This window comes from Streptomyces sp. MUSC 14 (genome assembly GCF_001866675.1).
Taxonomy (GTDB): domain Bacteria; phylum Actinomycetota; class Actinomycetes; order Streptomycetales; family Streptomycetaceae; genus Streptomyces.
The window spans coordinates 1-20,949 of sequence record NZ_MLYN01000042.1; the positions used below are offsets into that span (position 1 = coordinate 1).

The following is a 20,949-nucleotide window of genomic DNA, read 5'->3' on the forward strand; positions in this document are numbered from 1 at the left end:
GGGGGAGGCCCCCACAAGGAGTCCCAACCCACCGAGAACCAACGCCCCTCCGCCCCTCCACCCCCCACCCCCATTCCCTTCTCCTAGAACCTGTTCTATCTTGACGCACCGTCAGATCACTCGATCCGCCGGAGGGACAGGCCGTGGACTTCACCTTCACCGAGGAGCAGCGGGCGGCGGCAGAGGCGGCGCGCGGAGTGTTCGCGGGCGTCGCGCCGGACGCGGTGCCCAGTCCGGCACTCACCACCGGCGCCGTGGCCGAGGGCTTCGACCGGGAGTTGTGGGGCCGGCTCGCCGAGGCGGACCTGCTGAGTCTGCTGCTCGACGAGGCGCACGGCGGCTCCGGTCTGGACGCGATCGCGCTGTGCCTGGTGCTGCGCGAGTCGGCTCATGTACTGGCCCGGGTGCCGCTGTTGGAACACAGCGCGGCGGCAGCGGCCGTACAGACCTACGGCGGGCCGGGGTTGGCGGAGCGGCTGCTCGCGCGGGCGGGGCGGGGTGAGCTGGTGCTGACCGTCGCGGCACACGGCCGCAGCGGGCACGATCCGGCCGAACTGGCCGTGGGCGCACGGCGGGACGGGTCGGCGTGGGTGCTGGACGGGGTGCAGACGGCGGTGCCGTGGGCGTACGACGCGGACCTCGTCGTCGTGCCGGCGCACGTCGAGGGGACGGCGGCCGAGCGGACCGTGCTCGCGCTGGTGCCGCCCGAGCGGGACGGGGTGGTACTCGCCGAGCAGGTGTCCACCAGTGGGGAGCGGCTGGCCGAGCTGCGGCTGACGTCGGTCCGGGTCGACGCGGACGAGGTCGTCGAGGCCGACGGGGCCTGGGAGTGGTTGCACGCGCTGCTGGCCACCGGCACCTGTGCGCTGGCGCTCGGGCTGGGCGAGCGGGTGCTGAGGATGACGGCCGAGTACACCGGGAAGCGGGAGCAGTTCGGGTATCCGATCGCGACGTTCCAGGCGGTGGCCGTGCAGGCCGCGGACCGGTACATCGATCTGCGCGCCATGGAGGCCACCCTCTGGCAGGCCGCGTGGCGGATCGCCTCGGGGGCTCCGGGCGCGCTGCCCGCCGCCGGGGATGTGGCGGTGGCGAAGATCTGGGCGGCCGAGGGTGTGCGCCGGGTGGTACAGACGGCACAGCATCTGCACGGCGGGTTCGGCGCCGACACCGACAGTCCGCTGCACCGGTATCACGCCTGGGCCAAGCACCTGGAGCTGGCGCTCGGCCCGGCGGCGGCGTACGAGGAGAGGCTCGGGGATCTGCTGGCGGCCCATCCGCTGGGCTGACCGCGCCGGACCCGGCGCCTGTGGGCCGAGCGGGCAGGGCCCAAAGCCGACACGAGCCGAGCGGGCACAGGCCGAGCGCAGGTACCCAGGGCTCACCCGGGCCGACGGCACGGGGATCGTGCACGCGTGGCGCGGTCGCGTGGCCCTCGGAGAATTCGTCCCTGCAGGGATGGGCCCGGGCAGGGACCGTGGGGAGAGCTACAGGACCTGGCCGGGCCTGCCCTCGTCCGTGAGCACCGGGCGGCCCGCGGCCTGCCAGATCTGCATGCCGCCGTCGACGTTGACCGCGTCGATGCCCTGCTGGACCAGGTACATGGTGACCTGGGCCGAGCGGCCGCCGGAGCGGCAGATGACGTGGACGCGGCCGTCCTGCGGGGCGGCCTCGGTCAGCTCGCCGTAGCGGGCCACGAAGTCGCTCATGGGGATGTGCAGCGCTCCCTCGGCGTGGCCCGCCTGCCACTCGTCGTCCTCGCGGACGTCCAGCAGGAAGTCGCCGTCCTTGAGGTCCGTGACCTCGACCGTGGGCACACCAGCTCCAAAACTCATGTCCCCGACGCTACCCGAAGCTTCCCCGTGCCAATCGAGGCACCGTCGCGACTCCTGCCGGGTCCGGTGGCGGCTCCGGCCCGCTCCGGCGGCGGCTCAGGCCTGGCCCAGCAGGGCGGCCAGTTCGCTCTCCCGCTGGGCGATGTCGGCGCGCAGCCGGCCGGCGATCTCCTCAAGGAGTCCGTCGGGGTCGTCGGGGGCGAGCCGGAGCATGCCGGCGATCGCGCTCTCCTCCAGTTCACGGGCGACGTGGGTGAGCAGTTCCTTGCGCCGGGAGAGCCATTCGAGGCGGGCGTACAGCTCCTCGGCGGCGCTCGGCAGACGCTCGGGCGGCACGGGGCCGGCTGCCCACTCGTCGGCCAGTTCCCGGAGCAGTGCCTCGTCGCCGCGGGCGTAGGCGGCGTTGACGCGGGTGAGGAATTCCTCACGCCGCTTCTGCTCCTCTTCCTCCTGGGCGAGGTCGGGGTGGGCCTTGCGGGCGAGCTCGCGGTAGAGCTTGCGGGCCTCCTCGCTGGGCCGCACCCGCTCCGGGGGACGTACGGCCTGGTCGGTGAGCATGGCGGCGGCCTCCGGGAACAGGCCGTGGCCATCCATCCAGCCGTGCAGCAGTTCTTCCACGCCGGGGATCGGCAGGACGCGGGCGCGGGCCTCCTCGGCGCGGCGGATGTCCTCCGGGTCCCTGGTGCGGGCCGCCTTGGCCTCGGCGATCTCCGCATCGAGCTCCTCGATGCGGACGTAGAGGGGGCCGAGGCGCTGCTCGTGCAGCCGGGAGAAGTTCTCGACCTCGACGCGGAAGGTCTCCACGGCGATCTCGTACTCGATCAACGCCTGCTCGGCGGCCCGTACGGCCTGCTCGAGCCGTTCCTCGGGCCGGGGCGCCTCTTCGGCTTCCGGGGTCGTCATCCGACCAGAGTAGGTGGTGCGGGTGCGGCATCCCGCCGTAGGGCTGAGGATCATGCGCCTGGCGCGGGTTCGTGCGGGCAGGGCGGCATCCCCCTCCACCTCCACCCTCGCCGGCCGCCGCCGCACACCGGCACGGCCTCCCACCCTCGACGGCCGCTACCGCATGTCCGTACGGCCGCACGTCTCTGGGGGCGGGGCCGTACCGCCTCTGTTCACACCCCCGGTTCCGCCGCGATCCGGCCCGCGCGCACCGCTGTCACCAGTGCCGCGTGGTCCGCCTCGGTGCGGTCGGCGTAGGTGACGGCGAACGCGGCGATGGCCTCGTCCAGTTCCGTGTTCTTGCCGCAGTAGCCGGCGATCAGCCGGGGGTCGGCGCTGTGGGAGTGGGCGCGGGCCAGGAGGGCACCGGTCATGCGGCCGTAGTCGTCGATCTGGTCGGGGGCGAGGGCGGCGGGGTCGACGCTGCCCTTGCGGTTGCGGAACTGGCGGACCTGGAAGGGGCGGCCGTCGACGGTCGTCCAGCCGAGCAGGATGTCGCTGACCACCTGCATGTGCTTCTGGCCGAGGACCACCCGGCGTCCCTCGTGCTCCACCGCCGGGGTCTCGAAGCCGGCGGTGGCCAGGTGCGGGACCAGGGCGGACGGGCGGGCCTCCTTCACCTGGAGCACCAGTGGCTGCTCGCGGTGGTCGAGGAGCAGGACGACGTAGGACCGGGTACCGACGCTGCCGGTGCCGACGACCCGGAAGGCCACGTCGTGCACGGCGTGCCGGGCGAGCAGCGGGTGCCGGTCCTCGCTGAGGGTGTGGACGTAGGGCTCCAGGGAGGCGGCGACGGCGGCGGCCTCGGTGTCGGGGATCCGGCGCAGTACCGGGGCGGCGTCGACGAAGCGGCGTCCGCCGTCCTCGGCCGCCTCGGTCGACTTGGCGGCGAACCGGCCGCTGGTGTTGGCCCGGGCCTTGTGCGAGACCCGCTGGAGGGTGCCGAGCAGATCGTGGGCGTCGGTGTGGGAGACCAACTCCTCGTCGGCGATGGCGTTCCAGGCGTCCAGCACCGGCAGTTTGGCGAGGAGGCGCATGGTGCGCCGGTAGGCGCCGACCGTGTCGCGTGCCGCGGAGCGGCAGGTGTCCTCGCCGGCGCCGGCTTCGCGTCCGGCGAGGACGAGGGATGCGGCGAGCCGCTTCAGGTCCCATTCCCAGGGGCCGTGCACGGTTTCGTCGAAGTCGTTGAGGTCGATGACGAGGTCGCCGCGGGGGTCGCCGTACAGGCCGAAGTTGGCCGCGTGCGCGTCTCCGCATATCTGGGCGCCGATGCGGGTCATCGGAGTGCGGGCGAGGTCGTGGGCCATGAGTCCGGCCGAGCCGCGCAGGAAGGCGAACGGGGTGGCGGCCATGCGTCCGACGCGGAGCGGGGTCAGGTCCGGGATGCGGCCGGCGTTGGACTCGACGACCGCGGTGACCGCGTCGGGGCGGGCGGGGTCCAGGTCGAGGGTGCGGTGTGCGTCCCGCGGCACGCTCGTCCGCAGGGCCTTGCCCTCGTCCTTGGGCGAGCCCTGCCGTGGCCATGCGGCGAAGCCGCGCACGCGGGGCAGCCGACGGCTCCCTCGCGCCTCCGCGCACCCGTCCGTCTCCGTCTGCGCGCCCACACCCGCGAGCCCGTTCGCCTCCGCGCCCGCCATCACTTCCACGCCGGTCAACGCGACCGCCTCCCCCGAACACTGAGCATCGGGGCCCGGCGCCGAACAGCGAGCACCGGGCGCCGAACGACCCTTCGCACGAACATCAACTCGTGCAGACCGTACAGCCGGTGGCCGTCACGCGTCAGACCCTGTGGATAACTCCCTGTGGACAACCGCGCCGTGGAGCACGCGTCGGGGAGCCCTCCGGGTAGAGACCTTCCTCACACGACACACGCAAAGGAGGGCAGCCGCGCAGGCGCCGCACGACGGTGAGCGCGCCTCAGAGCGTGCAGGCTTTCCTGAGCACCGGCTTTGCGGATGAGCGTCGGCCAGGCAGAGTCGGCCGTGCAGGTTGGGGCACGGGTGACGTCGGCCACGGCGCGGCCCCGGGGTGCGGCCGGCAGACGACGACGCGACGGCGGTCGAAGCGGCCTCCCTCCCCCCGGAACTCCCTCGCGATGCGCTTGAGGTGCGGGCAGCGCGAGAGCCGGTCCTGCGGGTGTACGGCGTTGGTGCAGTCGTCGGCTTCCGCGCTCAGCCGGCGGATCCGCGCCCGGTCCGTTCCTGTCACGATCTCCACGCGCGCGTCGATGTGGTCGAGGTGTCCTGCGGCCGCCTCGCGGGAGACGTGCGAGAGAAGGACCTGCCGCTGCATCCCTCCCTGCCCTCGGCCCCGGACAGCTCGACGCGGCCGTCCGGGCATGGGAGAACCGTGCGCAGGAGCAGGCCGCCGAGCCCGGTCGAAGGTGGGTCGGTCGGCCCGTTCGGTACGGTGTAGGCGTCTCGGGGCATGCCCGGCGTGAAAGGTTGCCGCTCAATTTGAAGTGTGATAGTTCAGCCGCGAGCCGCGAGCCGCGAGCCGCGAGCCGCGAGCCGCGAGCCGCGAGCCGCGAGCCGCGAGCCGGTGGAGACATGGCTGCCTCATAGGCGGTTGCCTTGTTCGGTAGCCGGCCTCTTCGCGCGCCGGTCGGGCCCGATGCCCACCGCTGGAACACGTTCCACGGCGAACGCACCCTGATCGTCGCCGCGCGGACGGTCACCTCGACCGTACGCGTACTCGAAACCCTGCCCGCCCTGTTGCGCGGCGACAGTCGTGTGACCGTCGTCTTCGCCCACGACCCGACCTCGGCCTTCAACTCCGGCGTGCTCGAATTGCTGCATCACGTCGGCTGTCGGGTCATGCCCTGGGAACAGCTGGGGAGTGTCGTCCCCGACCTCGTCCTTACCGCGAGCGAGAACATCGACGTGCCGGAAGGCGACTGCCCGGTCCTGGTACTGCCGCACGGCGTGGGCTTCCAGAAGCTGGTACCCGACTCGCGCAGCCCGCGCGAGCGGCTGTCCGGCGTCGTACCGGAGTCGCTGCTGGAGTCCGGGCGGGCCTGGCTGGCCGTGTCTCATCCGGATCAGGAGGAACAACTCCTCGCCTCCCACCCGAAGGTCAGCGGCCGCACGCTGCTGGTGGGCGATCCCTGCTTCGACGAGCTCCTGGCCGGCCAGGACCACCGGAGGCAGTACCGCGAGGCGCTGGGCGTCGCCGACCGTCAGGTCCTGGTCGTGATCAGTTCCACCTGGGGTCGTACGTCCCTTCTGGGAAGCCACCCGGACCTGTTCGCCCGGGTCCTCGGCGAGCTTCCCTGCGACGAGTACCGCGTCGCCGCCATCGTCCATCCCAACGTATGGGCGGCCCACAGCACGTGGCAGCTCGGTGTTCTCCAGGCTGCCGCGCTGGACGCGGGGCTGCTGCTGATGCCGCCCGTCCACGCCTGGCGGGCGGCGCTCGTGGCGGCCGATGTCGTCATTGGTGATCACGGGTCGGTGACGCTGTACGGGGCGTCGCTCGGTACGCCGGTACTGCTGGCCGCGTTCGGAGCCGACGCGGTGCCGGGAACCGCGATCCATGCCCTCGGGGCCGTCGCGCCCCGGCTCGACGCTCGCGGCGACATACGCCGGCAGATCGGGGACACCGTACGCGAGCACCGTCCCCAGCGGTACGCGGCCGTCGCGCGGCAGGCCTTCGCCGAACCGGGGCAGGCCCTGGCACGGCTCCGTGCCGATCTCTACCAGCTGCTGAGGCTCCCCGAGCCGTCGTCCCCTCCTCCCTCGGCCGCGGCACCGCCGTCTCCGGAACCGCCGGCCGCGCCGGTCACGTCCTGGCAGGTGACCACCGAGGTGGTCATGGACGACGCTCAGCCCGCCGTCGTCGTCCGCCGCTTCCCCGCTTCCGTACGCTCACCCGGCGGTGAGGACGGGCCGCGGACCTTCGCCCATCTCGCCTGCACCGACGCCGAGCGCGACCCGCGGCTGGCGGAGAGCGCATCCGTCGTCCTGGACCACCGCCCCGCGCCGACCACGATCCGCGCGCTGCACTGGATCCGCGACACCCTGGGCCGGCTGCCCGGATGCCTGCTGGCGGCGTCGGCCGTCCGTGGGAGCGGCTGCCTGGTCGGACTCAGGGACGGCCGGGTCGTGGAGGTGGCCGTCACGGGTCCGGTACCGGATCCCGGGCTGTCGGCCGCCGTCGTCTACGCCTGCCTGCGCGCGGGGCTGCCGCTGGACGACGCCTTCGTCACGGTGCGGACCGGAGATCTGCGGGCCGAGGACGCCGTGCTGCGGCTGCGGCCCGCTCTCCGGTCGGGCAGCCCGTGGTGACCGGCTGATCCACCGTCACGGGCCGGGGTGCTCCAGTCGGCGACGCAGGTCCTCGGCCAGGGGACTGCCACTCGCCTCGTACATCTCGACGGCCCGGGACAGCCACTCCCGCACGCTGTCCCGGTGGCTCCCGGTGCGTTCGGCGATGCCGACGAGCGTCACCAGCGCCTGCGCCGCGTAGTGCGTCGCCCGCTGCTCCTCAAGGACACCGGCCGCCTCGCGCAATGCGGACACCGCCTCCTCGGTCTGGCCCAGGCGGTCGTGGGCGATCCCGATGGCGGCCAGGGCGCGGGCCGCCATGCGCCGGTCGGGTTCCTCGCGGTCGAGCAGGTCGTGGCGCGCCCTGCCCAGGGTCGCCAGCGCTTGGCTGTGCTCACCGTTCACGTCCTGCGCGCAGCCGAGGAAGTAGGCGGCGATGGCCGCCCCGCGCGTCTCTCCCGCCTCGGCATTCAGCTCGTACGACCGCCGGTAGGCGGCGACGGCCTGTGCGGGGTCGACCCGGTCCAGGTACCGGCCGTGGAACTCCTGGACGGAGGCGCGCAGGACGAGGTGGCCGGTCACCTCGGCACGGGCGATGGCGGTCCGCAGCTCCGCACCCGCCCGGTCGGCCTCGCCGAGGTCCATCAGCGGGCGGGACAGCAGGCTGCGCAGCCGCGCCTCGGCCCGGGTGGCCTCGGCGACCTCGCTCGCGGTCTCAGCCGCACCGGCAGCGGCTGCCGCCGCCTCGATGCCGAGTTCCAGCGACTCCTGCCACGCCCGGAGGTAGCGGCGGTGCAGGAACAGCACCGTGAACGCCTCCGCCAGCGGCCAGACCAGGCGATGCAACCGGTGCCGCGAGGCGGCCCGCAGGACGGCCAGGATGGCGGAGCGCTCGGCGTCCAGCCACTCCAGGGGGTTCGGACCGCGATCGCCCGCGAAGGGGTCCTCCGACGTCGCGAGCAGCGCGGACAGGTCGGCGATCCTCAGCCGCTCCTTCCGGACCGCGCGGTCGGCGAACGCGGTCAGGGCGAGATAGTGGGTGGCCACCCTCTCCGTCACGGACTTCTCCTCACCCGGCGCTTCCTCCCGGGCGGCGCGTTCGCGGGCGTGCAGGCGCACCAGGTCGTGCATGCGAAAGCGGCCGTCGCGGCGGGACTCGACAAGTCCGGCGGCCACCAGCACGTCCAGCAGCCGCTTGGCAACGGGTGTGTCGATGTCCGCGGCGACCGCGGCGACGCCCGCGTCGAAACCGTCCGTCGGCAGCCATCCGAGCAGGCGGTAGAGCCGGGCCGCGGCGGGGGGCAACGGACGGTAGGACGATGCGAACAGCGCTGCCACGGAGTACTCCTCACCGGAGAGTGCGTCGCGGAACGTTCCGGGCAGGGACATCGCCGCCAGCCTTCCGGCCTCGTCCTGCAGTTCCTCCACCAGCGACGCCATGGTCACAGCCTCGTCGAGGAGCAGGCGCGCGGCGACGATCTGCAATGCCACCGGCAACCCGCCGCACAGCTCCACCAGGCGCCCGGCCGCGTCTCTCCCGGCCGCCACGGCCTCCTCGCCGCAGCGGTCCGCCAGCAGGGCGAGCCCGCCCTCCGCGTCCAGTGGCGCCAAGGGGATCAACCGGGCGCCGTCCAGGACCAGTTCGCGGAGACTGCCATGGCTCGTGGCAAGGACCACGCTGCCCGGACCCTTGGGGATCAGCGGCCGCACCTGCGCGGGATGGCTCACGTCGTCCAGGACGAGCAGCATCCGTCGTCCGGCGGAATGGGACCGGTAGAGGTTGGCCCGCTCGGCGAGCGACGCCGGAATGCTGTCGTCGCTCACCTTCAGCGACCGCAACACCATCGCCAGGGCCTCGGAGACATCGGCGGCCCCGGTCTCCCCGCCGGCCGCCGACGGAGCACGCAGGCCCGCGAAGTCGACGTACAGCTGCCCGTCCGGGAACAACTCCCTTGACATGTCGGCCCACTTACGGGCCATGGCGCTCTTGCCGACCCCCGGAAGTCCGCCCAGCACCCCGACACCGACGCCGGCCCGGCGCCGGGCGACCGCGCCGCACACCTCGTTCAGCACAGCGAGTTCCCGTACCCGGTTGCTGAACGGAACGGTCAGCGCCGGAACCTGGTCCGGCCGCGCGGCCGGGTCGAACGGGGGCGGCTGCGGAACGGTGAAAGTGATTCCGCCGTGGATGTGTGCGCCCTGGAAAGCCGGACCGTGGTGTACGCCCCCGCTGATCACCGTGTACGAAGCGGTGGACGCGAGGTCGGACAGAAGGCCGCGCAGTTCCGCTGCCGCGACCGGATCCGTCCGAAGGATCTCCAGCAGCCGTTGCCGCCAGCCGGTCTCGATCTCCTCCTCGGCAGCGGCGTCGCCCGCCGCCCGGGCCGCGACCAGTGCCTCGCCGGCGGCCCGCAGTTCGCCTTCGGCATCCCCCTGCGAGCGACGCCGGGCGAAGAATCCCACCAGCCTCTCCTTGGCCTGTGTCCAGGACTCGGAGACCATCAGCCCGACCAGAGTCGTCGCCCCCGACGCCGCGAGCGCCGCCAACTCCGCTTCCATCAAGCCCCCTTCGCCTCCCCCGGCCCACCAGGCAGGAGAGGCCAGCCTAGAACGATCTCGCCGACCCCGGACAGCATCGCGCATCGGCGTGCCGGCCGGCCGCGTGAGCCTCCGTGAACAGCTCTGTGATCAGTGAGACACACGGCAGGGGAGCCGATACGGACTCTCTCAAGCCCTGTCGGCCGAGCGTCCAGCCCGTGCTTGCCCCGGTCCACCGGGGAACTTCCGGAACTCGCCGCCGGAAGGGGACTTGGTGGTGCAGCCGTCCGCGGACAGCTCCTCCAGATCCAGTCCGGCCATCCGGTCGTGGGCGGCGAGTACCGTCCGGGCCAGGGCAGCGCCTGCCCCGGCCCTGACCCACTCGTCGCGGCGCCGCCGGGTCGTGGTCGCCGAGCACATCGCCGACGTCATCCGCGTTGTCACCGCCGCATGGGCCATCCAGCGGGCCCGCAACCTGCTGGGGAATCCGGACGACACGCCCACCGCCGGCATCCGTTACCGGATCCGCGACAACGCCGGCCACTAGGCCTTCGACACGGTCTGCTGCGCCTGTCCCACATGATCCTGGCCATGTCCCCGCGCGAAGCCTTCCCGCTGTTGGAAGACCGTTGGAAAGGCTCGGTCAGCCCCGATGCCGGCTGGACGACTTCGGCCCCGCCGAGGCAGCCAGGAGCAAGCGGAAAGCCAGAGAGCAGAAGAAGACGGACAGGATCAGAAGGCCCCATCGACACATCCGGCCACCGCCCCGGCCAGGCAGGCGTCGAAGCCCTCCAGTACATCGATGACCGCTTTTTCCCCCGCGGCTACCTGGCCGGCGCCCGCGCCGACAACGGCCGGAAGCCGGAGAACTTCCAGCTCCCCCTCCACGCCATGGGCTACGAACCGGTCTACGACAACGCCTCGGACCCGCTCGGCGTCCAGGCAGGCTTCGCCGACGCCCAGTTGATCGGGGGCAAAACTGGTACTGCCCGTGCGCCCCGCGGACTCAGCCCGCGCCCAGTGCCCCTGAAGCCCCGCACCCTCCACCGCGGCCTCCACGTCCCCCTCGTCGACCCCGAGCCCGATCCGGCCGACCCACCCCGCTGCACACAGCGCACCATCATGATTCCCTGAGACCTTCCTCACACAACGCACACACCGAGCAGAGCCCCGTCGGAGATCCGCAACGCAACGCGGACCGCCGAAGACCGACCAGCCCTCGACGGTCCGCTCAAGTACGCCCGGAGACAAGCGTCACAGCACGAACAATGTGAAGAAAGAGAAATGGGCGGCATCGCCGTTGCGATGCCGCCCATTCCGTCTGTGCGCGAGGGGGGAGTTGAACCCCCACGCCCTTGCGGGCACTGGAACCTGAATCCAGCGCGTCTGCCTATTCCGCCACCCGCGCATTGGGTGTGTCTTCCGGTTCCTTCCCCTGCGGGCTGGCCCCTTCCGACATGCAGAACATTAGCACGTCGTACGGGGTGGGTTCACATCCCTTCCTGAGGGTCCGGCCCATGCCCCTGACCACCGGTTCCTGCCCGTGCCGGCGTCCCGTCCGCATGCCGTGCGAGCCCCTTGCGCCCCGCGCGACGTCGCACGTATCAGCGAGACCCGGTTCACGTATCAACCTCGTACCGGTACCCGCCGTCTGCCCAGGAGGCGGACCGGGTCCACAGCCGGGTGCGGGACACTGGTCTGCACGCGCCTCTACGATCCATGGCAGGAACCGGCTGATCGCCGGGCGCGTAGATACGATCAGTGAGCAGAGCGCAGTAGTACAGAGCACGGCTAGGAAACGGCAGGGACGGAGGAGGTGCCCCATGGGAGTCCTGAAGAAGTTCGAGCAGCGTCTCGAAGGCCTGGTGAACGGCACCTTCGCCAAGGTCTTCAAGTCCGAGGTCCAGCCCGTGGAGATCGCGGGCGCGCTCCAGCGTGAGTGCGACAACAACGCCACGATCTGGAACCGCGACCGGACCGTCGTACCGAACGACTTCATCGTGGAGCTGAGCGCGCCGGACTACGAGCGGCTCAGCCCCTACTCCGGGCAGCTCGGGGACGAGCTGGCCGGGATGGTGCGCGACTACGCCAAGCAGCAGCGCTACACCTTCATGGGACCGATCAAGGTCAACCTGGAGAAGGCCGAGGACCTGGACACCGGTCTGTACCGGGTGCGCAGCCGCACCCTCGCCTCCTCCAGCAGCCAGGCGGCCCCGCAGACCCCGCAGGCGGCACCGGGCGCCGGTGGTCACGGCGGGCCCCCGGCCACGCCGGCCGGCGCGCCCCCGATGCCGTCGGCGCCGCCGCCCGGCGGTGCCCGCCCCGGCGGCTACGGCTACCCGCAGCCCGCCGGTCAGCCGCCGGCGGCCGCTCCCGCGAGCGGCGGGCGCACCCGCTACTGGATCGAGATCAACGGCACCCGCCACCAGATCTCCCGCGCGACGCTGGTGCTGGGTCGCAGCACCGACGCCGACGTGCGGATCGACGATCCCGGCGTCTCCCGCCGGCACTGCGAGATCCGGACCGGAACGCCCTCCACGATCCAGGATCTCGGCTCCACCAACGGCATCGTGGTGGACGGACAGCACACCACCCGCGCTACGCTCCGCGACGGCTCGCGGATCGTCGTGGGCAGCACCACCGTTATCTATAGGCAAGCCGAAGGGTGAAGCGGGGGCAATGTCAGAGCTGACCCTCACGGTCATGCGGCTGGGTTTCCTGGCCGTACTGTGGCTGTTCGTGATCGTGGCCGTGCAGGTCATCCGCAGCGACCTGTTCGGTACGCGCGTCACCCAGCGCGGATCGCGTAGGGAGGCCGGGCGCCAGCAGCAGGCGCCCCGGCAGCAGGCCGCCACGCCCCCGCCGCAGCGCGGCCAGCAGCGCGCGCAGCAGAGCAGCGGCCGGCGCGGGCGGGGCGCCCCCACCAAGCTGGTCGTGACGGAAGGCACACTGACCGGCACCACGGTCGCGCTGCAGGGCCAGACGATCACTCTGGGCCGGGCGCACGACTCCACGATCGTGCTGGACGACGACTACGCCTCCAGCCGTCATGCCAGGATCTACCCGGACCGCGACGGCCAGTGGATCGTCGAGGACCTCGGCTCCACCAACGGCACGTATCTGGACCGGTCCCGGCTGACGACCCCCACACCGATCCCGCTGGGCGCGCCGATCCGCATCGGCAAGACCGTCATCGAGCTGCGGAAGTAGTGCTACGTCATGAGTGAGCGCGAGCGGAGCGAGCACACAGCGGCAGGCCGCCACCCGGCCGCCGGCGCGCTCCCGACCGGAGGGTGGGCAGTGTGGCTCGACACGACCGGCTGTACCCGGAACCGACGGGCGAGGTGGGCATGAGTCTGTCCCTGCGCTTTGCCGCCGGATCGCACAAGGGCATGATCCGGGAGGGCAACGAGGACTCCGGTTACGCCGGGCCGCGGCTGCTCGCGATCGCCGACGGCATGGGCGGTCAGGCGGCCGGTGAGGTCGCTTCCTCGGAGGTCATCTCCACCCTGGTCTCGCTCGACGACGACGTGCCCGGCTCCGACATCCTCACCTCGCTCGGCGTCGCCGTGCAGCGCGCCAACGACCAGCTGCGCGCCATGGTCGAGGAGGACCCCCAGCTGGAGGGCATGGGGACGACGCTGACCGCGCTGCTGTGGACCGGGCAGCGGCTCGGCATGGTGCACGTCGGCGACTCCCGCGCCTATCTGCTGCGCGACGGGGTGCTGACCCAGATCACGCAGGACCACACCTGGGTGCAGCGGCTCGTGGACGAGGGCCGGATCACCGAGGAGGAGGCGACCACGCATCCGCAGCGCTCGCTGCTGATGCGCGCCCTCGGCAGCGGCGAACACGTCGAGTCCGACCTGTCGATCCGCGAGGTCCGGGCCGGCGACCGCTATCTGATCTGTTCCGACGGGCTCTCCGGTGTCGTCTCGCACCAGACGATGGAGGAGACCCTCGCCAGCTACCAGGGCCCGCAGGAGACCGTGCAGGAGCTGATCCAGCTCGCGCTGCGCGGCGGCGGCCCGGACAACATCACGGTCATCATCGCGGACGTGCTGGACCTGGACACCGGCGACACCCTCGCCGGGCAGCTGTCCGACCAGCCGGTGGTGGTCGGCGCGGTCGCCGAGAACCAGCACCACCTGCACGACAACGGCATCATGCAGACCCCGGCCGGCCGCGCCTCGCACCTGGGCCGCCAGGGGCACGGCGGCGGCGAGTTCGGCCCGCCCGGCTCCGGCGACACCGACGGGTACGTCCCGACGGGCGGCTTCGCCGACTACGCCGAGGGCGACTTCACCAAGCCGCGCAGGCGCGGCTGGCTGAAGGGAACGCTGTACGGCGCGCTCGCGCTCGCCGTGATCGGCGGCGGCCTCTACGGCGGCTACCGCTGGACGCAGACGCAGTACTACGTCGGCACCAAGGACGAGCACGTGGCGCTCTACCGCGGCATCAGCCAGGATCTGGCCTGGGTGTCGCTGTCGAAGGTGGAGAAGGACCACCCCGAGATCGAACTCAAGTACCTGCCGCCGTACCAGCAGAAGCAGGTCAAGAACACGATCGCGGCGGGCGGTCTCCAGCAGGCCGAGACGAAGATCGAGGCGCTGTCGGTGCAGGCCTCCGCGTGCCGCAAGCAGGCGGAGCGTACGGCCGCGGAGTCGCAGAAGAACGCGAAGACGGGCCAGGGCGAGGCCGGGGGGACCACGGGAACCACCCGTACCTCCTTCGCGTCCAAGGCGACACCTACGCCGCACCCATCCGATTCGGCGTCCGCTTCGAAGAACTCCTCGAAGCCGCCGACCGCGTCCGCCACTCCCAACCCCGGCCCGAGCCTCTCCGAGGATGAGCAGAAGGTCGTCGATCAGTGCGGCAAGCAGTAGCCCCGCCGCGAGAGGCCCTGTCACACGATGAGCAGTACGACTAACCCGCCGACACATCACACGTCCACGATCGGCGCGATCGGCGCGCCGAGCCGCCGCAACACCGAGCTGGCCCTGCTGGTCTTCGCCGTGGTCATCCCGGTGTTCGCCTACGCCAACGTGGGTCTGGCCATCGACGGCAAGGTGCCCGCCGGGCTGCTGGCCTACGGCCTCGGCCTCGGTCTGCTGGCCGGTGTCGCCCATCTCGTCGTGCGGAAGTTCGCGCCGTACGCCGACCCGCTGCTGCTGCCGCTGGCCACCCTGCTCAACGGGCTCGGCCTGGTCGCCATCTGGCGGCTGGACCAGTCCAAGCTGCTCCAGCAGATCCACGTCGCGGGCGGCAAGGCCACCAACCAGCTGCTGTACACGGCGATGGGCATCGCCCTCTTCGTCGCGGTGCTGGTCTTCCTCAAGGATCACCGCACGCTCCAGCGCTACACCTACATCTCCATGGCGACCGCGCTGGTCCTGCTGCTGCTCCCGCTGGTGCCGGGCCTGGGCGCGGACGTCTACGGCGCGAAGATCTGGATCTCGGTCGGCAGTTTCACCATCCAGCCCGGTGAGTTCGCCAAGATCGTGCTGGCGGTGTTCTTCGCCGGCTACCTGATGGTGAAGCGGGACGCGCTGGCGCTCGCCAGCCGCCGTTTCATGGGGATGTACCTGCCGCGCGGCCGTGACCTCGGCCCGATCCTCGTCGTGTGGGCGATCTCGATCCTCATCCTGGTCTTCGAGACCGACCTCGGTACGTCACTGCTGTTCTTCGGCATGTTCGTGATCATGCTGTACGTCGCCACCGAGCGGACCAGCTGGATCGTCTTCGGTCTGCTGATGTCGGCGGTCGGCGCCGTCGGTGTGGCGAGCTTCGAGCCGCACATCCAGGTGCGTGTCCAGGCCTGGCTCAACCCGATGCACGAGTACGTGCTCAGCCGCACCCCGGGCGTCACCGGCGTGCACTCCGACCAGCTCCAGCAGGCGCTGTGGGCGTTCGGCTCGGGCGGCACCCTGGGCACCGGCTGGGGCCAGGGCCACTCGGAGCTGATCCGGTTCGCCGCCAACTCCGACTTCATCTTCGCCACCTTCGGCGAGGAGCTGGGGCTCGCGGGGATCATGGCGATCCTGCTGGTCTACGGCCTGATCGCCGAGCGGGGCATCCGTACCGCGCTGGCCGCCCGCGACCCGTTCGGCAAGCTGCTCGCCGCCGGCCTGTCCGGTGGCTTCGCGCTCCAGGTCTTCGTCGTGGCCGGCGGTGTGATGGGTCTCATCCCGCTGACCGGTATGACGATGCCGTTCCTCGCCTACGGCGGTTCCTCCGTGATCGCGAACTGGGCCCTGATCGGCATCCTGATCCGGATCAGCGACACCGCGCGCCGCCCGGCGCCCGCCCCCGCCGCCAACCCCGACGCCGAGATGACCCAGGTGGTCCGCCCGTCATGAACAAGCCCCTGCGCCGGATCGCGATCTTCTGCGGCCTCCTCGTGATGGCCCTGCTGGTCCGTGACAACTGGCTCCAGTACGTCCAGGCCGACTCGCTGCGGACCAACAAGAACAACCGCCGGGTGGCCATCGAGCGGTACGCGTCCCCGCGCGGCGACATCGTCGTCGACGGCTCCCCGATCACGGGCTCCGTCGCGTCCCAGCACGGCGACTTCAAGTACAAGCGGACGTACAAGAACGGGCCCATGTGGGCCCCGGTCACCGGCTACTCCTCGCAGGCCTTCGGCAGCACCCAGCTGGAGAGCCTGGAGGACGGCATCCTCAGCGGCACCGACGACCGGCTCTTCTTCCGCAACACCCTGGACATGATCACGGGCAAGCAGAAGCAGGGCGGCAACGTCGTCACCACGCTGAACCAGGCCGCGCAGACGGCGGCGTTCAACGGTCTGAAGGCGCAGGGCGGCAAGGGCGCGGTCGTCGCGCTGGAGCCGTCCACCGGCAAGATCCTGGCGCTGGCCTCCTACCCGTCGTACGACCCGTCGTCCTTCGCGGGCAACTCCACGGGCACGGACTCCAAGAACTGGACCAAGCTCCAGAAGGACAACGACCCGGCCGACCCGATGCTGAACCGGGCGCTGCGCGAGACGTACCCGCCGGGCTCCACCTTCAAGGTGGTCACGGCGGCGGCCGCGCTGGAGAACGGGCTGTACACCTCGGCCGACACCCCGACGAACTCGCCGCTTCCGTGGGTCATGCCGGGCACGACGACCGAGCTGAAGAACGAGGGCAACATCCCCTGCAAGAACGCCACGTTGCGGGCCGCTCTCCAGTACTCGTGCAACTCGGTCTTCGGCAAGGTCGGTGCGGACCTCGGCAACGCCAAGATGCTGGCGGAGGCGAAGAAGTTCGGCTTCGACTCCCCGGTCGACACCCCGGTCCGCGCCTACCCCTCGGTGTTCTCGGACAAGATGAACGCCTCGCAGACGGCGCTGTCCTCCATCGGCCAGTTCAACACCGCCGCGACCCCGCTGCAGATGGCGATGGTCGCCTCGGCGGTCGCCAACGACGGCAAGCTGATGAAGCCGTACATGGTGGACAAGCTCCAGTCGTCCAACCTGGACACGGTCACGCAGTCCCAGCCCCAGGAGCTGAGCCAGCCGCTGTCCTCGAAGAACGCGCAGATCCTGCAGGACATGATGAAGACGGTGGTCGAGCAGGGCACCGGCACGAACGCGAAGATCAACGGCATCACGGTCGGCGGCAAGACCGGTACCGCGCAACACGGTGTGGCGAACAGCGCCAACCCGTACGCGTGGTTCATCTCCTTCGCGAAGCTGCCCGACGGCAGCTCGCCGGTGGCGGTGGCCGTGGTGATCGAGGACAACAGCGCCAACCGCGACGACATCTCCGGTGGCGGTCTGGCCGCGCCGATCGCCAAGAGCGTCATGCAGGCGGTCATCCAGTCGAAGAAGTGACACCCATCACGTCTTCTTCACAACGTTGCACGTTGCGATACCGGTCCTGTATCGGGTTCCGGGCTTGGCCAGGTCACACAAAGCGAGCCGGGTACGGTAGGCCCGGACGGCAGCCTCCGGCGGCGCACAGGACGTGCGCGGCCAGGACCGACGGAGAGGGCTGGTAGGTAGCTATGGAAGAGCCGCGTCGCCTCGGCGGCCGGTACGAACTGGGCCAGGTGCTCGGTCGTGGTGGCATGGCGGAGGTCTACCTCGCGCATGACACCCGTCTCGGCCGCACCGTGGCAGTGAAGACGTTGCGCGCCGACCTGGCACGCGACCCTTCCTTCCAGGCTCGGTTCCGCCGGGAGGCCCAGTCGGCCGCCTCGCTCAACCATCCCGCGATCGTCGCGGTCTACGACACGGGCGAGGACTACATCGACGGGGTCTCGATCCCGTACATCGTGATGGAGTACGTCGACGGCTCCACGCTCCGTGAGCTGCTTCACTCCGGCCGCAAGCTCCTGCCGGAGCGCGCGATGGAGATGACCGTCGGCATCCTCCAGGGCCTGGAGTACGCCCACCGCAACGGCATCGTGCACCGTGACATCAAGCCGGCGAACGTCATGCTGACGCGCAACGGCCAGGTCAAGGTGATGGACTTCGGCATCGCCCGCGCCATGGGCGACTCCGGTATGACGATGACGCAGACGGCGGCGGTCATCGGCACGGCCCAGTACCTCTCGCCGGAGCAGGCGAAGGGCGAGCAGGTCGACGCCCGCTCGGACCTCTATTCGACCGGCTGTCTCCTCTACGAGCTGCTGACGGTACGGCCGCCGTTCGTCGGCGACTCCCCGGTGGCCGTGGCCTACCAGCACGTGCGCGAGGAGCCGCAGTCGCCGTCGGTCTTCGACCCCGAGATCACGCCCGAGATGGACGCGATCGTCCTGAAGGCACTGGTCAAGGACCCGGACTACCGGTATCAGTCGGCCGACGAGATGCGCGTCGACATCGAGGCGTGCCTGGACGGCCAGCCGGTCGCGGCGACGGCCGCGCTGGGCGCGGTGGGCTACGGCGGCTACCCCGACGACCAGCCGACGACGGCCCTGCGCCCGGACGCCGGCGGGGCCGCGGGGGCGACGACCATGCTCCCGCCGATGAACCCGGACGACGGCTACGGCTACGACGACTCCCCGGGCCGGCGGCGCCAGCAGCCGAAGAAGTCCCACACCTCCACGGTCCTCCTGGTGGTCGCGGGCGTACTCGTCCTGATCGGCGCGATCCTGATCGGCAAATGGGCGTTCAGCGGGAAGTCCGCGGACACCTTCGACGCCCCGAACTTCGTCGGCTCCACCTACGCCGACGCCCAGAAGATGGCGATCAACTCCGACCTGAAACTGGGCACGCCCACCCGCAAACCCTGCGAGAACCAGCCGAAGAACTCGGTCTGCTCCCAGGACCCGACGGCGGGCTCCCAGGTGAAGAAGGGCGACACGATCACGCTGGTGGTGTCGACGGGGGCGCCGAAGGTCCAGGTTCCGGACGTCCGTGGCATCCAGTTCGACCAGGCCCAGTCCCAGCTCACGGACAAGGGCTTCCACGTCGAACGGAAGGACGTGGTGTCCACCCAGCCCGCGGGTATCGTCACCGAACAGGACCCCCAGGGTGGCACCGAGCAGCAGAAGGGCTCCACGATCACCCTCACCGTCGCCAAGCCGGAGGAGAAGGTGACCATCCCGGGCGACCTGGTCGGCAAGTCCTGTGACGACGCGAAGTCCGAGCTGACCCAGCTGGGCCTGACGCCGAGCTGCAACGACACCCCGACCACCGACCAGACCCAGGACGGCAAGGCCCAGTCGACCAACCCGGCGGCGGGCACGCAGGTCGCCAAGAACACCGGCGTGGTGATCAACGTCGGCAAGTTCCAGGGCGGCGGCCAGACGCAGGGCCAGGTGCCGAACGTCGTCGGTCAGACCCTGCAGCAGGCCCAGCAGACCCTGCAGCAGGCCGGCTTCACGAACATCCAGGTCAACGGAGCCAACGACGGCAAGGCACGGGTCCTCGGCCAGTCCCCGCCCCAGGGCACCCAGGCCGATCCGGCGAGCACCCAGATCGTGCTGACCACCATCGACGTCGGTGGCGGCGGCAACGGCAACGGCGGCATCTTCGGCGGCAACAACGGCTGACGACGTCCCTTACCGAGTGAGCCCTGGCATCCCGTGAGGACGCCAGGGCTCACTCGTGGGACGCACCGACGTCGAATGCACTCGCTCCGCCGGAACGAGAGTCAAACGCCGTCAGCCACAGGCTTATGTGATCATTTACCCCATTGGTCCGAGGCGTACGCGATCGAAGACACTACGCAGCAGCGCGCTGTCACTGCTGCCCGACGGGATGCATGTGACGACGGCGATGGTGGCGACGCACTCCGGGGTCACCGTCGAGGTCATCCGTCAGCTCGCCGAGCGACACCGCGAAGAGCTCCAAGTCAACGGACTGGTTGTACTGCGAGGCGCTGACCTGCGGAAGTTCGAGAGTGACAACATGTCACTCTCGCTCGGCAGTCATCCACAAGCACCCCGAAGCCTCACCATCCACTCGCGTCGCGCCCCCTCGACCAGCGCATCACCCACATCCTCGGCAAGACCGTCGTCCCGATGTTCAACGCACTGATCCAGACCTCAGGCGAGCACCAAAGGAAACTCGTCGCACTCCGCACCGGCGTCCGGCGGAACGGTCACGCCACATAGACGACAGAGGTACTCAAAGAACCTCTGTCAGCCCCGCAGTTCCTTCGGCGGCGTCCGCTCGCTGTCGACCTTCTGCACCCGGACCAGTTCGCCCCACACCACGTACCGGTACTCCGAGGTGTAGACGGGGGTGCAGGTCGTCAGGGTGATGTAGTGGCCCGGCTTGGTCCTGCCGGACTCCTTCGGGATCTGGGAGATGACCTTGACGTTGTACTTCGAGGTCTCGGGGAGGATCGAGTAGACCTTGTAGACGTACCAGTCGTCCCGGGTCTCGAAGACGATCGGGTCGCCCTTCTTCAGCTTGTCGATGTTGTGGAACTTCGCGCCGTGGCCGTCGCGGTGCGCGGCGAGGGTGAGGTTGCCGTCCTTGCCGGTCATGGGCAGCGCGGCCTTGATCGGATCGGTGTAGTAGCCGGCCACGCCGTCGTTGAGGACGTCGGTGCCCGTGCCCTTCTCGACCAGCACCTCGCCGTTCTTCATCGCGGGCACGTGCAGGAAGCCGATGCCGTCCTGGGTGTCCAGCGCGCCGGGGCCGGAGTCCTTCGACCCCTGGGACTGCGCCCAGTGCTGACGGACCTTGTCTGCCTGTTTGTCTGCTTTGCGGTCTGCTATCACGTTCGTCCACCACAGGGAGTAGACGACGAACAGGGCGAGCAACAGCCCTGCCGTGATGAGGAGTTCACCGAAGACGCTGACCGCCGTCGCGATCCGTCCGGGACGCCGGCGGCGCGCGGCGGGCTCCGGCTCGGACGCGTCCGTGTGCTCTTCGGTCTCGTCGGCGGTCGCTGACACAGTTCTCTTCCTCTGCC

Annotated in this window: 16 protein-coding genes, 1 tRNA gene and 1 pseudogene; 10 read left to right on the plus strand and 8 right to left on the minus strand. The window is 70.7% G+C overall.

The window, feature by feature from the left end:
* The first annotated feature begins 143 nt into the window (after positions 1-143).
* Entirely contained in the window at positions 144-1,286 is a 1,143-nt protein-coding gene (locus BIV25_RS26100; RefSeq protein WP_071374865.1) for an acyl-CoA dehydrogenase family protein, read from the plus strand.
* Positions 1,287-1,484: 198 nt separating this feature from the next.
* On the opposite strand, the gene BIV25_RS26105 is transcribed toward BIV25_RS26100, so the two are convergent.
* The 4 genes from BIV25_RS26105 to BIV25_RS26120 form a co-directional block, all read right to left on the minus strand.
* A complete protein-coding gene (locus BIV25_RS26105; RefSeq protein WP_071374866.1) occupies positions 1,485-1,814 on the minus strand; it encodes a rhodanese-like domain-containing protein in 330 nt (109 codons plus the stop codon).
* Positions 1,815-1,928: 114 nt separating this feature from the next.
* Complete coding sequence (locus tag BIV25_RS26110; protein ID WP_071374867.1) at positions 1,929-2,735, minus strand: hypothetical protein; 807 nt, start codon at positions 2,733-2,735, stop codon at positions 1,929-1,931.
* A gap of 212 nt (positions 2,736-2,947) precedes the next feature.
* Positions 2,948-4,411 (minus strand): DUF2252 domain-containing protein, encoded by a 1,464-nt coding sequence (locus BIV25_RS26115; protein WP_071374987.1) that lies wholly within the window; start codon positions 4,409-4,411, stop codon positions 2,948-2,950.
* Positions 4,412-4,691: 280 nt separating this feature from the next.
* Positions 4,692-5,066 (minus strand): hypothetical protein, encoded by a 375-nt coding sequence (locus tag BIV25_RS26120; protein WP_071374868.1) that lies wholly within the window; start codon positions 5,064-5,066, stop codon positions 4,692-4,694.
* 281 nt (positions 5,067-5,347) lie between these two features.
* On the opposite strand from BIV25_RS26120, the gene BIV25_RS26125 reads away from it, so the two are divergent.
* The gene (locus BIV25_RS26125) at positions 5,348-7,060 is read left to right on the plus strand and encodes a hypothetical protein (RefSeq protein ID WP_256256073.1); all 1,713 of its coding nucleotides are present in this window, start codon (positions 5,348-5,350) and stop codon (positions 7,058-7,060) included.
* Between the two features lie 15 nt (positions 7,061-7,075).
* Here the strand turns inward: BIV25_RS26125 and BIV25_RS26130 are convergent, their stop codons facing one another.
* Together BIV25_RS26130 and BIV25_RS53145 are read right to left on the minus strand one after the other, a co-directional pair.
* Entirely contained in the window at positions 7,076-9,598 is a 2,523-nt protein-coding gene (locus tag BIV25_RS26130; protein ID WP_177235419.1) for an NB-ARC domain-containing protein, read from the minus strand.
* A gap of 191 nt (positions 9,599-9,789) precedes the next feature.
* A pseudogene (locus BIV25_RS53145) lies at positions 9,790-9,997 on the minus strand (IS5/IS1182 family transposase); the annotation flags it as partial.
* On the opposite strand from BIV25_RS53145, the gene BIV25_RS53150 reads away from it, so the two are divergent.
* Both BIV25_RS53150 and BIV25_RS50455 read left to right on the plus strand, forming a co-directional pair.
* Positions 9,981-10,124 (plus strand): hypothetical protein, encoded by a 144-nt coding sequence (locus BIV25_RS53150; RefSeq protein WP_256256074.1) that lies wholly within the window; start codon positions 9,981-9,983, stop codon positions 10,122-10,124. The pseudogene BIV25_RS53145 and the gene BIV25_RS53150 overlap by 17 nt on opposite strands.
* A gap of 32 nt (positions 10,125-10,156) precedes the next feature.
* On the plus strand, positions 10,157-10,711 hold the full coding sequence (locus BIV25_RS50455; protein ID WP_143076705.1) for a hypothetical protein: 555 nt from the start codon (positions 10,157-10,159) through the stop codon (positions 10,709-10,711).
* Positions 10,712-10,901: 190 nt separating this feature from the next.
* Here the strand turns inward: BIV25_RS50455 and BIV25_RS26145 are convergent.
* Positions 10,902-10,985 (minus strand) — tRNA-Leu (locus tag BIV25_RS26145).
* A 415-nt stretch (positions 10,986-11,400) separates the two neighbouring features.
* Between BIV25_RS26145 and BIV25_RS26150 the strand changes: the two genes are divergently transcribed.
* The 6 genes from BIV25_RS26150 to pknB all read left to right on the plus strand — a co-directional run bounded on the left by BIV25_RS26150 (position 11,401) and on the right by pknB (position 19,576).
* Positions 11,401-12,246, plus strand: a complete 846-nt coding sequence (locus BIV25_RS26150; protein ID WP_071374871.1) for a DUF3662 and FHA domain-containing protein — start codon at positions 11,401-11,403, stop codon at positions 12,244-12,246.
* Positions 12,247-12,256: 10 nt separating this feature from the next.
* A complete protein-coding gene (locus tag BIV25_RS26155) occupies positions 12,257-12,787 on the plus strand; it encodes an FHA domain-containing protein (RefSeq protein ID WP_071374872.1) in 531 nt (176 codons plus the stop codon).
* A gap of 140 nt (positions 12,788-12,927) precedes the next feature.
* Complete coding sequence (locus tag BIV25_RS26160) at positions 12,928-14,463, plus strand: Stp1/IreP family PP2C-type Ser/Thr phosphatase (RefSeq protein ID WP_177235426.1); 1,536 nt, start codon at positions 12,928-12,930, stop codon at positions 14,461-14,463.
* Positions 14,464-14,490: 27 nt separating this feature from the next.
* Positions 14,491-15,936, plus strand: a complete 1,446-nt coding sequence (locus BIV25_RS26165; RefSeq protein WP_071374873.1) for an FtsW/RodA/SpoVE family cell cycle protein — start codon at positions 14,491-14,493, stop codon at positions 15,934-15,936.
* Positions 15,933-17,411: a penicillin-binding protein 2 gene (locus tag BIV25_RS26170; protein WP_071374874.1), complete on the plus strand. Its 1,479-nt coding sequence runs from the start codon at positions 15,933-15,935 to the stop codon at positions 17,409-17,411. The genes BIV25_RS26165 and BIV25_RS26170 overlap by 4 nt, the downstream gene beginning before the upstream one ends.
* Positions 17,412-17,584: 173 nt before the next feature.
* Entirely contained in the window at positions 17,585-19,576 is a 1,992-nt protein-coding gene (gene pknB / locus BIV25_RS26175; RefSeq protein WP_071374875.1) for a Stk1 family PASTA domain-containing Ser/Thr kinase, read from the plus strand.
* Positions 19,577-20,167: 591 nt separating this feature from the next.
* Here pknB and BIV25_RS26180 read toward each other — a convergent pair.
* The gene (locus BIV25_RS26180; protein WP_071374876.1) at positions 20,168-20,932 is read right to left on the minus strand and encodes a class E sortase; all 765 of its coding nucleotides are present in this window, start codon (positions 20,930-20,932) and stop codon (positions 20,168-20,170) included.
* Positions 20,933-20,949: the final 17 nt, after the last annotated feature.

Coding starts and splice junctions, on each gene's coding strand:
- BIV25_RS26110 (WP_071374867.1), bottom strand. CDS start 2,735: ATGACGACCCCGGAAGCCGAAGAGGCGCCCCGGCCCGAGGAACGGCTC.
- BIV25_RS26115 (WP_071374987.1), bottom strand. CDS start 4,411: ATGGCGGGCGCGGAGGCGAACGGGCTCGCGGGTGTGGGCGCGCAGACG.
- BIV25_RS26120 (WP_071374868.1), bottom strand. CDS start 5,066: ATGCAGCGGCAGGTCCTTCTCTCGCACGTCTCCCGCGAGGCGGCCGCA.
- BIV25_RS26130 (WP_177235419.1), bottom strand. CDS start 9,598: ATGGAAGCGGAGTTGGCGGCGCTCGCGGCGTCGGGGGCGACGACTCTG.
- BIV25_RS50455 (WP_143076705.1), top strand. CDS start 10,157: ATGATCCTGGCCATGTCCCCGCGCGAAGCCTTCCCGCTGTTGGAAGAC.
- BIV25_RS26150 (WP_071374871.1), top strand. CDS start 11,401: ATGGGAGTCCTGAAGAAGTTCGAGCAGCGTCTCGAAGGCCTGGTGAAC.
- BIV25_RS26155 (WP_071374872.1), top strand. CDS start 12,257: ATGTCAGAGCTGACCCTCACGGTCATGCGGCTGGGTTTCCTGGCCGTA.
- BIV25_RS26160 (WP_177235426.1), top strand. CDS start 12,928: ATGAGTCTGTCCCTGCGCTTTGCCGCCGGATCGCACAAGGGCATGATC.
- BIV25_RS26165 (WP_071374873.1), top strand. CDS start 14,491: ATGAGCAGTACGACTAACCCGCCGACACATCACACGTCCACGATCGGC.
- BIV25_RS26170 (WP_071374874.1), top strand. CDS start 15,933: ATGAACAAGCCCCTGCGCCGGATCGCGATCTTCTGCGGCCTCCTCGTG.
- pknB (WP_071374875.1), top strand. CDS start 17,585: ATGGAAGAGCCGCGTCGCCTCGGCGGCCGGTACGAACTGGGCCAGGTG.